Raw genomic sequence first — 12523 nt, 5'->3', positions numbered from 1 at the left:
CAATTGCATCTTGGGTTAGGCGTTACTGCCCATATTCATCTTTCTAAAAGTTTAGATGAGTACGCACCTGATTAAATTCGTCATCCAGTTCAGCTTCAAAGATCATCAAATCTTCAGTTACCGGATGTTGAATGGTCAACTGCTCCGCATGTAATAACAGCCGATGGCAATCAAACTGGTCACGGAAGAACTGGTTGTGCGTGGTTTTGCCATAAGAAGTATCACCGATGATCGGATGGGCAATATGCTTAAGATGGCGACGCAGTTGGTGTCGACGTCCCGTTTTGGGCTTTAATCGAAGTAACGAATAACGGCTTTGTGGATAACGATCAACGGCAAAAGGAATTTCGGTCTGTGCCAGAGTTTCGTATTCGGTGATGGCTTCTCGAGTGGGCAAAGTACTGTCGTCTTGAGAACGAAATACGGCTTTGTCTTTGAGTGGATAATCAATAAGCCCTTTGGGCTGAGTGAAGCCTCGAACGATAGCGAGATAGTATTTTTGCGGCAGGTGCTCATCGAATTGTTTGCCCAGGTGTTGAGCCGATGTTTCATCCAGCCCAAACACCATAGCACCCGAGGTCGGTTTATCCAGTCGGTGCACCGTATATACCTTCTGGCCAATTTGCTCGCGCAGTTCCTGTATCAAAAAGCGCGTTTCACGTTTATCGATTTCGCTGCGATGAACCAGCAGGCCACTGGGTTTGTTGACCACAATGATGTGCTCATCTTGGTAAATGACTTCGATAGCAGGGGTCATAAGGCTGTCTATTTAATCAAAGCCACTTCAGCATCAGTCAGCGGTCGATATTCCCCAGGCTGCAAGTCGGGATCGAGAATAATGCCGCCAATGCTTTCTCGGTGCAGTTTTTCTACATGATTCTCCAAGGCAGCAAACATGCGTTTTACCTGATGGTAACGGCCTTCGGTAATGGTCACGCGATAGACACAATCTTCGATGACCTCAACTTTCGCAGGAGCGGTTCGCGTCTTTTCGTTTTTTAAGAAAATGCCTTGCTCCAATTTTTGGCGCTGCTTGTCGGTAACCACACAATCGGTTTCGACCACATAGACTTTTTCGCATAGATGCTTGGGCGAGATAACCTGATGCAACCATTGGCCATCGTCAGTGAGTAGCACTAATCCGGTGGTATCAATATCAAGACGACCCGCCACACTCAGATTATCTTTACGAGGCTCATCCAGTAGATCCATTACCGTCATGTGGTCGCGATCTCGATTGGCTGAGACATAACCTTCTGGTTTATGCAGCATAAAGTAGCGTTCGTGGAGCCCTTCAAACTGCTCTTCGCCAAAACAAACATCGTCTCCCTCGTTCACTTTGATATCTGCTTTTAGGGCCACTTCGCCGTTCACGGTGACTTCTCCTGACTTCAGTAGACGCTTAACGTCTTTACGAGAGTAGTCGGTGGATTGGCTGATATAGCGATCTAAGCGCACGGGAAATTTCATAACTGGCTACGGCTCCTGATATAATGTGCAGCTATTTTAGCGAAAATAATGTCTGCTTGTTAGTGATGAGTGATTTAGCGTTACGCTTTGGCGGTATTCAGCGCCTATATGGTGTTGAAGCGGTTAATGTTTTTCAAAAATCCCATGTGTGTGTGGTGGGGATCGGTGGTGTGGGGAGCTGGGTTGCTGAGGCCTTGGCTCGTAGCGCTATCGGTGAAATTACCCTTATTGATTTAGATGATGTGTGTGTCTCTAATATCAATCGTCAGATCCATGCGCTGGATTCAACGGTAGGAAAAATGAAAGTCTCAGTGATGGCTGAGCGTATCTTGCAGATTAATCCAGAGTGTAAAGTCCACGTTGTCGAAGACTTTATTACCCGAGACAACCTCTTTGAATATCTTTCTACCGATATGAACTGCGTGGTGGATGCCATTGACAGCATCAAGCCTAAAGCGGCACTCATCGCGCATTGCAAACGACAGAAAATTCCGGTGATTACCATTGGTGGCGCAGGGGGGCAAAAAGATCCGACACAAATAAAAGTAGCTGATCTCAATCGCACCTCTCAAGATCCTCTGGCTGCAAAAGTTCGCAGCGAATTACGTCGGTTTTATAATTTTTCTCGCAATCCTAAGCGTCGTTATAGCGTTGAATGTGTTCATTCAAGTGAGCAGCAAGTATATCCAAAACCCGACGGCTCTGTGTGCCAGCAAAAATCCTTCGAAGATGGTACGACACGTCTGGATTGCGCCAGCGGCTTTGGAGCCGCAACGGTAGTTACCGCAACCTTTGGTTTTGTTGCGGTATCGAGAGTGCTGGAGAAGCTGATTAAGAAAGCCGCTAGTGATTAGAAGGCATTCTGGCGGGCAGTGGTGCCGTCAGAGCGTCTTCTGTCATGTGACGAATATATAGAGTGAGTTCGTTTTCAGCTTCCTTCTGAGTATTGAATGGGCCTTTCTGACTGGCCTCTCGAGTAATAAAAAACCACCCGTCTGCGGTATGGAAAAAACGGTCAGAGCGAAACCAGGTTTTTTTATCTTCACCTGAACGTACTTGCATAAGCCTCCTCCTTGGGTGTTATGGTATATCCGCCGTCTTTCGAAATACTTTGGATATATCGCGTATTTGTCTTTGCGATTGTGAGTCGAAACCAGCATCGTATTCATTGACGCCTAAAGTTAATTGTAGTGAACTATCTCCAATTGCTTTAGAGTATTTTGTTGTAATGAGATATCGCTCATAGAGCTTTTTAAACTAATAAAAATAGGCATGCATTGAATGGATATTAGCCAGATAAAAGTCAGTCGGCTAAAGGGAGTGGGACCCGCCATCGAGGCCAAGCTCGAAAAGTTGGGCATATATTCTGTGCAAGATCTGCTGTTCCATTTGCCCCATCGCTACGAAGACCGCACTCGTATTGCCAAGATTGGAAGTTTGCTGCCAGGCCAGGGGGCTCAAGTTCTGGTGACCGTAGAGAAGTGTGATATTACCTTTGGTAAGCGTCGCAGTTTGGTATGCCGGGTAAGTGATGGCAGTGGCAAAATGGATCTGCGTTTTTTCTATTTTACTGGCGCTCAAAAATCTCGTTACCAGCCTGGAGTCCAGTTACTGTGCTTTGGGGATGTCAGTCCGGGTCGCGGGGCTTTATCGATGATTCACCCCGAAGTGAAAATCCTGAAATCTGAAGCCGATGCCAAGATGGGAGACAGACTCACGCCCATTTATCCGGTGACAGAAGGTGTTAAACAGCCCACGTTAAGACAACTGACAGACAGAGCGCTGTCAATGCTTGAGCAGTCTAAGCTTACCGACTATTTGCCAGTTGCTCTGCGTGAAGAGTATCAGTTGGGAAGCCTCATTGATGCGTTAAAGTTTGTGCATCGCCCACCGGTGGGTGTCGATCTGGAGACGATTCAAGCGGGCTCACATCCGGCCAAACAACGCCTGGCAATAGAAGAGCTACTCGCCCACCATTTAAGTTTACTGCGCGTACGTCAAAAGCTTATTCGTGAGCCTGCGCAGGCCTTGCCTGATCCTCAATCTTTAAATCAACAGTTATCCGCCTCTTTGCCATTTTCGCTGACGGGCGCGCAACAGCGAGTAATTAAAGAAATTGGCCAGGATTTGAATAATCCGTTTCCGATGTTGCGTCTGGTTCAAGGAGATGTGGGGTCGGGTAAAACGCTGGTGGCAGCCTTTGCCGCGCTTCAGGCGATTGAAGCAGGGTTTCAGGTGGCTTTGATGGCCCCCACCGAAATACTGGCCGAACAACATTGGAATAACTTTTCTGAATGGTTTGCCCCCTTGGGCATCTCTTGCGCATTTCTGGTGAGCAAGCTCAAGGTCGCCGAAAAACGTCAGATGCTTGCTGACATAGCATCCGGTGACGCAGCCATGGTGATTGGAACCCACGCGTTATTTCAGAATGATGTCGAGTTCAACCGACTGGCATTAATTATTATTGATGAGCAACACCGCTTTGGTGTTGATCAGCGCATGGCCTTAAAAGACAAAGGCAACATAGAAGGCAAAGTGCCTCATCAGTTAATCATGACAGCGACACCCATACCCAGAACACTCGCTATGACCGCTTACGCTGATTTGGAGTCTTCGATTATTGATGAGTTGCCTCCGGGTCGTAAGCCTGTGTCGACGGTTGTGTTGCCGGATGATCGACGCGATCAGGTGGTGCAACGAGTTGCTAATGTTTGTCGTGAACAAAAACGTCAGGCTTACTGGGTGTGTACCTTGATCGAAGAGTCCGAAGAAGTGCAATGTCAGGCTGCCGAAGACACAGCACAACAATTAGCGTTGGCACTATCGGATATGCGAGTGGGCCTGGTTCATGGACGCATGAAGCCGTTTGATAAGCAAATGATCATGGAGCAGTTCAAAGCCGGAGAGATAGATCTATTGGTGGCGACCACGGTTATTGAAGTGGGGGTCGATGTGCCTAATGCCAGTTTGATGGTGATTGAAAACCCAGAGCGATTGGGGTTGGCGCAACTGCACCAGTTACGTGGACGAGTGGGTCGTGGCAGCGCCGAAAGTCATTGTGTGCTGATGTATCATGCGCCTTTATCCAAGCAGGGACGAGCACGTATGGAAGTGATGCGCGAGACTAATGATGGCTTCTTAATTGCCGAAAAAGACCTGGAACTTCGTGGACCAGGCGAAGTATTAGGGACTCGCCAAACAGGATTGGTACAGTTTAAGGTGGCGGACATTTTACGAGATCGCCCACTGTTGCCAAAAGTGAATGAGATGGCGCGGCAGGTGATTCAACAACAGCCCCAACTGGCCGATGCTATTATTTTACGCTGGCTTGGCAAGCGCGAAGACTACGCTCAAGTTTGAGATTTTTAGTGCACAAGAAACCAACAAAATCAGTTCAAATCGCGGATAATTTCAACAACTTTGAGGCAGCTTCTATAATTGTGCTAAAATCCGCGCCCACAGAGGGTCAAGAGTCACTCTTAAAGCTCGGCTTTCAGAGTTACTTTATATGATTAGTTATCTTATGAGGATATCAGGATGAAACAACCTGTTCGTGTTGCTGTGACCGGTGCTGCTGGTCAAATTGGTTATTCTTTACTTTTCCGCATCGCTTCTGGTGCAATGTTGGGCGACGATCAGCCCGTTATCTTACAACTGTTAGACATCACTCCAGCCATGGACGCGTTACAAGGCGTTAAAATGGAGCTGGACGACTGTGCATTCCCTCTATTGCAAGACGTGACGTGTTCTGACGATCCTAACGTTGCATTTAAAGATGCAGACTACGCATTGTTGGTTGGTGCTCGTCCTCGTGGACCAGGCATGGAGCGTAAAGATTTATTAGAAGCCAATGCGGCTATCTTCTCTGTTCAGGGTAAAGCCTTGAACGATAACGCAAGCAAAGACGTTAAAGTATTGGTTGTAGGTAACCCTGCTAACACCAATGCGTTAATTGCTCAGCGTAATGCGCCTGATTTAGACCCGCGTAACTTCACTGCTATGACACGTCTTGATCACAACCGAGCAATGACTCAGTTGGCTCAAAAAACCGGTAAAGCGATCACTGAAGTAACTAACATGACTATCTGGGGCAACCACTCGTCAACTCAGTATCCTGATTTATTCCACACTAAAGTGTCTGGTCAGGTTGCTATCGAGCTGGTTGAACAAGACTGGTACGAGAACGACTTTATCCCAACGGTTCAGCAACGTGGTGCTGCTATCATTAAAGCGCGTGGTGCTTCTTCTGCTGCTTCTGCGGCGAATGCAGCTATCGAACACATGCGTAGCTGGGCATTAGGTACAGAAGGTGATGACTGGGTGAGCATGGCTGTTTATGCTGATGGCAGTTACGGCATCGACAAAGGTCTTATCTACTCTTTCCCATGTGTTTGCAAAAACGGTGATTGGGAAATCGTACAAGGTCTGGAAATTGATGCATTCAGCCAGGCTCGAATGGAAGCGACTCAAACTGAGTTGGCTGAAGAGCGTGATGCAGTAGCGCACTTGCTTCCTTAATCGATTTTTCGATTTTCAAAAAGGGTGCTTCGGCACCCTTTTTACATTTCATCGTCAGTTAACACTTCATCAAGTATATGATTGGTGACATCAGAGACGCACAGCCATTTAAATAGAGTCGTAAACAACAGACCTTGTTGGATTGGCTTGGTAATATGATCATTTAGCCCTGCGGCATAACACTTTTCTTTCTCCCAACCTAACACGTTAGCTGTCAGTGCAATAACGGGTAATTCGTTGAGTTTGAGTTCATTTCGGATACGCTTGGTTGCTTCCAGTCCATCCATTACGGGCATTTGAATGTCCATCAATACGGCATCAAACTGCTGACGTTTTAAGGACTTGATGGCTTCTGCACCGTTGGGTGCTGTGACTGCAACAATTTTGTATTTTGTCAGTATTTCCAAAATAATACTCGAGTTGACAGGATTGTCTTCGGCTATTAATACTCTTTTTCCCGAGAGTTGATTGGCGAGGACTTCCCAGTCTATGTGTTTTTCTTCTTCATGTTGTAGGAATTTGTCTTTCTCTAGAATTTGAATGAGACAGTCAAATAGCGGTGATGGTGTGACAGGTTTATCCAAGAAGTGGCGAACTCCCAACTTTTCACTGTTTTGTCGTATTTGTTTGTCTAGAGAAGTAGAGGTTAATACTAAAGGAGGGATCTCTTCATTCTTAAAGCTGGATTGTAAGAGGCCAATAAAGTCAAGCACCGAAAGCTCGTTAAATTTACATTCCGATATAATGAGATCAAAAGGTGCTTTTTCCAAGTGTTTGGAAAAAGTCTTAACCGCTGACTTGATAGAGTCACAGGCAACCACGCTAAGGCCAAAAGATTCTAATAGATCATGCAAAGTGTTTCTGGCCATTTCATTGGGATCAAGAACCAGTACTTTTCCGTGCACTTCCGAATCATCATTCAGTATTTTTTGAGGAAGAAGACTCAGCCGCGAAGTTATGGAAAAAGTAATCGAGCTTTTATCGCTATCTACAGAAATGCCACCCTTCATCATCAAGCTAAGCTTGCTTGCTACCCATAGTCCAAGATCGGCATCATCCATGTTCTGCATGTTGTTATCTTGGGGTTTTTGTAAGCTATTTATGATGGTTTGTTGATGTTCTTCAGAAACTTGTGTGCCTGAAATTTTTATCGTGAACTCAAGAGCAACACTGCTGCCTTGCTCCTCCAGTTTAGCGACTTGCAATGACATTTTTTCTGGTTGCAGGCAACTAGAGGCTCGAGAAAAAACAATCATGACAATTTGCCCTAATCGTTTTACATCGCCATGGGCATAATCAGGAACATCCTGCCAGACGTGGCTCATGTAATCGATTGAGTTTTGGGTGCAATCTTCTAGTAGTTGTTCGTCAATCTCTTTAATAAAGTCATGAATAGAGAATCGCTTATATTTTAGGCGCAGTTGTTTCGTCTCTATACGGTAGAGGTCCATGATGTATTCAGCTGTTTGCAGTAGTTGCTGACTGGCGCCCGATATATTGAGCATAAAGCGTTTCTGTTTTTCTCCGAGTTGGGTGTTTAAAAGCAGCTCTGAAAGGCTGGTTATTGACATTAGAGGAACGCGTATTTCATGGCTGATATTAGCCATGAACAGTGTTTTGAACTTATCAGCTTGCTCCGCCTTCTTCTTGGCATCGTTCAGGCGTTGGCTGATGTTATAAATTTCTTCCGTTCGCTGGGCAACTCTATCTTCCAGTTCTTCTTTTGCTTTCAATAAACGAATTTTGCTAGCGATAAAAATGATTGAACACACCGCAAATGAGATTATTCCTATGGTCAGTAAAGTATTTATCAAGATGATAATACGGTTTAATGAGCGAAAGGCTTCATCTGAGTCAATTTCGGTTGTGATGCCAAAGTTCAGTTCTTTATCCCAAAGCCAGGCACCTATGACAGATACACCTCGATAATCTGAGTAACCCTCAAGATTATGTCCGCTTACTCCGTTAATTGCTGATTGAGCCATTAGTGTTAAAGGTAAAGTTCTGGTGTTATCGGGAGGCTGTTTTTTAAGTGTTGTTAGGTTGACTCCTGGTGAGCGAACTTGAATATTTAGCATACTGGCTTGATGAGGCTCGATCAGACCGGTTTGACTGAGTTGAGTATCAAATCGGCTGACACTAATGAGTAGTCCTTCTTTGTTAAAGGCATAAGTCTCGCCACTGTTACCTAAGCGACCTCGCTGTAGGATCTCTGTAAAGTGATGGTAAGGGCTAAGACGAAAAGCGAACAGTGCGACAATTTCTTTTTTGTCATTAAAAATTGGGGATACCGTAAAAAAAGTGGCATTGTTTTTTGACGATAATTCCAAGTCACTTTTTTGTGGAAGTGATAGTACAGTACTGCCTTTCCAAACCGAGTCCAGTAACTCCTTCTGGTTAACTAATAAATTGATGGAGCCAACATTTGTATTCTTAGGGGAGGATAGAGAAATAAAGTTCTTATTAATAATAAAGTAACCTGTGTAACCCTTGCTTTCAATAATGGGGGTTAACAGTTGTCTTATTTTTGTCTGAGCAGGGTGGGAGACAAGTTTATCAGGCGATTGTCCCTGTGCTAACAAAAGTTGACTCTGCTTTTGAATAACAGGATGATTGGCCCATATACGATTAAATTTTTTTTCTTCTTCTGACCAGCTGCGAATAGCTTGGTGACTTGTCGCCAAAACGGTCGTCAATGTTGTTTTATAATCATCATGAACCAGCTCAATAATGACTTTTTTGGCCAGGCTTGCCGAAATAAAAAGAATAAGCGAAGCCACAATAGCTACCGAAGAAATCCAGTAAAGCTTCTGAGCGAGTTTTTTATTCTTGAGCATCGTTTATATTGTTTAGAAATATCTCATATCATAAAGCATAGGCTATGAATACTCACAAAATGGTATTTATACGGGATTTTATTGAGAGAAAGATAAGTTTTTGTGTGATGTGTCTAAAAAATGTATTTTTAATAAGAAATTGCTATCAAAAAGTAGCGTTATTAACTGAATAAACGAGCGGGTTTATGAATATGGAAGCCTTGAGAATAGTCAATGCCTATCTCCTTCAACTCTTGTTGGATTTCTTCTGACTCGACAAATTCTGCAATGGTTGATATGCCCATTGTTTTTGCTATTTCATGAACGGACTGAACCAAGGCTCGATTAAGCTTGTCAGTTGTAATATTTCGAACAAAAATACCGTCAATCTTTATGTAGTCGATGGCGAAGTCTTTAATATAAGCATAAGAAGAAAAGCCTGTTCCAAAATCATCGAGGGCGAAAGAACATCCCATGGCTTTGAACTGGTCAATAAACTCCAAGGTATTCTCCATGTTGGTGATCGCCATGCTTTCAGTGATTTCAAAGCAGATTTTACTCGGTGGTATTTCATACTTATTAAATGCTTGAAGGAGATATTGAGCGAAGCTTTTTTGGCTTACTGACTTAGCACTTAGATTTATGCTTGCTAAACTTAAATCGCGTTGATGCTCGTGGTTTTTAGATAACCAGCTAAAGTAGTTATTAATTACCCACTGATCCAGATTGGTAGAAAGGTTATAACGTTCTGTCGCGGGTAAAAAACTGGCTGGGCCAAAAATTTCACCAGAGAGTGTTTTCATTCGAACTAATATTTCGTAGTGTTCTTTTTCGCTCTTCATTTTGTTTGAAGCTATCTTTTGATAGGCCAAGAAAAAGTGCTGATTTTCAAAAGCATCATTAATACGTGTAACCCATTGAGCTTCTATTTGGCGCGATTGAATATCCGTGTCATTTTCTGTGAATACTCTAATGCGGTTCCTGCCTTCATCTTTTGCCATCAAACAAGCAGTATCAGCAATAGCCATGACTTGTTCTACCGTTCCGTACTGACATCTTATTTCTAAAAGTCCAATACTTATCCCCAATGTGAACTTTTTTTGTTGCCAAAAGAAACTGTAATCTCTAACGGCAGCGCGTAAGGTTTCGGCAATTTGTAAGGCATATTCTTCTGGTCCATTCACTAGAACACCAAATTCATCGCCACCTAAGCGAGCGATAAGATCATCTGGGTTTAGCTTGGTTAAAAGGTATTTTGTCAGATTCTTAAGAAGTTTGTCGCCTGCGTTGTGTCCACAAGTGTCATTAATCAACTTGAACTGGTCGAGATCAATATAGAGAACAGAATAGGTTTCATCATTTTGCCTTGCGCTCTTTATGGCAGAAAGGAGTTCTTTTTCAAACTTTCTACGATTGTAGAGCTCTGTCAAAGGGTCATGCTCGGCAAGAAACTCAAGTCGTTTTTCTGTCGCTTTACGAGCACTGATATCAATCAGCGAAGCTTCTATATAAGGTTCTTCTTTCTGTGTATTTAATTTGGCATTAATAGAAACCCAGTGTTCTTCATTTTTTCTATTAACGAGTATGGTTTCATGGTTGATCAGTGCAGAACTGTTATTCAGTGCTTCTGTAATCAGTGAAAAGTCGTTATCAAGCTTTGTAACCTGAGAGAAGTGCCTGATATTTTCTTTCATTTCCTGAAAGCTATCGAAGCCCAAAAGTTTCAGCATGGTAGGATTTGCTCTAATAATTTTGCCCTGTAAGGTAAGAACAAAAATACCTTCTATCGCATTCTCATAAAGTTGATAATATTTTTCGAGATTATTAATAGCCAGATTCTGCGCTTTCTCTTTTTCTCTACGTTCTTCGTTAATTCTATCGGCAAGAGCAAGAGATAGCAGCAACACTCCTGCCGAGGCGCCTGCAAGCCCTGAGTGGCTTGATATGGTATTGGCTGTGATAATGCCTAATAAACTTAATGAGTTGACGGTAACGCCGAGCAGAAAGGCGGTCCAGGCCATCACAAAAAAACGAGCGACTTTGATTTGATACTTAATCAGGGTTAATCCGATACCTAATACTGCTAAGGCGATAATGATGATGCTGATACCATGGAGTTTGGCCGCAAGCAGGTAGGGCAATACAAAGATAGCGGCAATAATGAGCATTGAGAGAATGATTAATAGTTCTGTAAGTCTGCGTAAAACTGGGTATTGTTTAAGAGAGAAAAAGTTGTAGGTGAATACGCAAAGTGAAGCGGTACCAAGGCCATTAAAGAAAAGGCCGGAAATATTGTTCCATCCGACACTATTTGGCCATAACCATTGGTAGGAAAGTCCATACATACTTAAGAAGAATCCAGCAATGGACAAGGTGAAAGAGAAATAAAAGAGATAACTAGGCTCTCTAACCGAAAAAAACAAAAACAAATTATAGAAGCTCATAATGATCAGCGCGCCAATAAATGCGCTAGATAAAATTAATTCTTCTTGTTGCTTGAGGTGAAATGTTTCTGTTTCCCACAGTGACAGGGGAAGTTTGACCGAGCTTTGTGTGTCTACTTTTATGTAAACGGTTTGTTGCGCTCCAGCCTGAAGAGTCAATGGAAATAAAAAGGTAGCAACTTCTACAGGGCGTTGTTCAAATGGATATTGGTCGCCCGTTTCATAGTGTTGAATAAGCTGAGCATCTTCTTCGACATAGACATCAAGATGATCAAGTAGCGGATAGTTGATATGTAAGTAAGTGTTCTTGAGAGTCGTAGTGCTATTTTTAAGGGTTACTTTAAACCAGTAGTTGCTGCTGCTAAAGCCAAAACTGGCGGTTTCTTTATTGAGAGGTTGCCATTGAGCAGAGTCGAGTTGATTGAGTTTGGTATAGCTAAGCTGTTTATCAGAATCTTCAAGATAGGTAACATGGGAACTCAGTTTCCAATGGCTTTGGTGGTCGAGCATGACTGGCAAGTCTGTATTTGCAGATAGTCCCTGATTTGGAAGGAATAGTAGCCAGAGTAATAGGCCAAACCACGTTATTATTTTCTGCATTGAATATTCTCAGGAACCTTTTATTCGCTTGGAGCTGCTCTCATTAGTATAGCGAAGCTATAAGTCAGACGTGCCTCGATTTGCAAGTTCTGAGCAAGAGCTCGATTCAATCGATTGAAGTTATATTGGTTGAATTCAACGAATTTTAGTAAAATTTTAGCTAATTGCTTCAGATGCATGATAACTAAAGATTAAAAGTCATTATAAAACAATAGGTTGTATGTTGGCACGTAATTTGTTTGTTTTTATAGGGACTGTGATATAACGTGAGGATCTCAATGAGTCTTTTGATGAATATTTTATGGATTATCCTGGGTGGCTTTTTTGTATTTTTGGGTTACCTGACCGGTGGAATCGTATTTTGTTTGAGTATTATCGGTATTCCGTTAGGGTTTCAGTGCTTTAAGCTGGCAATTTTTTCGTTATTTCCTTTTGGCAGCGATACTCGGCCCAAGCCTCATTATGAAGTCAACGAAACCCTCAACCTTTTGGCTAACATCATTTGGCTAATCTTTGGTGGTATTTGGATTATGCTCAATCATTTGGTGTGGGGGATTGTATTATGCATTTCGATTATCGGGATTCCATTTGGGCTTCAGCACTTCAAGATGATGAAATTGGCGTTTACCCCTTTTGGCCGCGAGATTTATGATATTAACTAAGGCCCGAAAGACG

At 43.2% G+C, this 12523-nt stretch carries 9 protein-coding genes; 4 read left to right on the top strand and 5 right to left on the bottom strand.

Going from position 1 to position 12523, the window contains the following annotated elements:
- Positions 1–43: 43 nt before the first annotated feature.
- Both NH399_RS09555 and rsuA read right to left on the bottom strand, forming a co-directional pair.
- The gene (locus NH399_RS09555; protein ID WP_253039509.1) at positions 44–757 is read right to left on the bottom strand and encodes a pseudouridine synthase; all 714 of its coding nucleotides are present in this window, start codon (positions 755–757) and stop codon (positions 44–46) included.
- 8 nt (positions 758–765) lie between these two features.
- Positions 766–1470, bottom strand: coding sequence for a 16S rRNA pseudouridine(516) synthase RsuA (rsuA, locus tag NH399_RS09550; RefSeq protein WP_253039491.1), 705 nt, complete (start codon positions 1468–1470; stop codon positions 766–768).
- Between the two features lie 65 nt (positions 1471–1535).
- Here rsuA and tcdA point away from each other — a divergent pair, with 65 nt between their 5' ends.
- Positions 1536–2324 (top strand): tRNA cyclic N6-threonylcarbamoyladenosine(37) synthase TcdA, encoded by a 789-nt coding sequence (gene tcdA / locus NH399_RS09545; RefSeq protein WP_253039489.1) that lies wholly within the window; start codon positions 1536–1538, stop codon positions 2322–2324.
- Here tcdA and NH399_RS09540 read toward each other — a convergent pair.
- The gene (locus tag NH399_RS09540; protein WP_253039487.1) at positions 2314–2532 is read right to left on the bottom strand and encodes a DUF6316 family protein; all 219 of its coding nucleotides are present in this window, start codon (positions 2530–2532) and stop codon (positions 2314–2316) included. The two genes, tcdA and NH399_RS09540, sit on opposite strands and share 11 nt — an antisense overlap.
- A gap of 219 nt (positions 2533–2751) precedes the next feature.
- On the opposite strand from NH399_RS09540, the gene recG reads away from it, so the two are divergent.
- Complete coding sequence (recG, locus tag NH399_RS09535) at positions 2752–4830, top strand: ATP-dependent DNA helicase RecG (protein ID WP_253039485.1); 2079 nt, start codon at positions 2752–2754, stop codon at positions 4828–4830.
- Positions 4831–5007: 177 nt separating this feature from the next.
- Positions 5008–5988 (top strand): malate dehydrogenase, encoded by a 981-nt coding sequence (locus NH399_RS09530; RefSeq protein WP_253039476.1) that lies wholly within the window; start codon positions 5008–5010, stop codon positions 5986–5988.
- Between the two features lie 41 nt (positions 5989–6029).
- Here NH399_RS09530 and NH399_RS09525 read toward each other — a convergent pair whose 3' ends face one another.
- Positions 6030–8825: a response regulator gene (locus tag NH399_RS09525; RefSeq protein ID WP_253039474.1), complete on the bottom strand. Its 2796-nt coding sequence runs from the start codon at positions 8823–8825 to the stop codon at positions 6030–6032.
- A gap of 161 nt (positions 8826–8986) precedes the next feature.
- Entirely contained in the window at positions 8987–11848 is a 2862-nt protein-coding gene (locus tag NH399_RS09520) for an EAL domain-containing protein (protein WP_253039472.1), read from the bottom strand.
- 290 nt (positions 11849–12138) lie between these two features.
- Here NH399_RS09520 and NH399_RS09515 point away from each other — a divergent pair, with 290 nt between their 5' ends.
- On the top strand, positions 12139–12510 hold the full coding sequence (locus NH399_RS09515) for a YccF domain-containing protein (protein ID WP_253039470.1): 372 nt from the start codon (positions 12139–12141) through the stop codon (positions 12508–12510).
- Positions 12511–12523 lie beyond the last annotated feature (13 nt).

The sequence above is a fragment of the Pleionea sp. CnH1-48 genome (genome assembly GCF_024124665.1).
GTDB lineage: Bacteria > Pseudomonadota > Gammaproteobacteria > Enterobacterales > Kangiellaceae > JAMXSB01.
This window is presented reverse-complemented; position numbering and strand designations above follow the sequence as displayed.

Coding starts and splice junctions, on each gene's coding strand:
- NH399_RS09555 (WP_253039509.1), bottom strand. CDS start 757: ATGACCCCTGCTATCGAAGTCATTTACCAAGATGAGCACATCATTGTG.
- rsuA (WP_253039491.1), bottom strand. CDS start 1,470: ATGAAATTTCCCGTGCGCTTAGATCGCTATATCAGCCAATCCACCGAC.
- tcdA (WP_253039489.1), top strand. CDS start 1,536: ATGAGTGATTTAGCGTTACGCTTTGGCGGTATTCAGCGCCTATATGGT.
- NH399_RS09540 (WP_253039487.1), bottom strand. CDS start 2,532: ATGCAAGTACGTTCAGGTGAAGATAAAAAAACCTGGTTTCGCTCTGAC.
- recG (WP_253039485.1), top strand. CDS start 2,752: ATGGATATTAGCCAGATAAAAGTCAGTCGGCTAAAGGGAGTGGGACCC.
- NH399_RS09530 (WP_253039476.1), top strand. CDS start 5,008: ATGAAACAACCTGTTCGTGTTGCTGTGACCGGTGCTGCTGGTCAAATT.
- NH399_RS09525 (WP_253039474.1), bottom strand. CDS start 8,825: ATGCTCAAGAATAAAAAACTCGCTCAGAAGCTTTACTGGATTTCTTCG.
- NH399_RS09520 (WP_253039472.1), bottom strand. CDS start 11,848: ATGCAGAAAATAATAACGTGGTTTGGCCTATTACTCTGGCTACTATTC.
- NH399_RS09515 (WP_253039470.1), top strand. CDS start 12,139: ATGAATATTTTATGGATTATCCTGGGTGGCTTTTTTGTATTTTTGGGT.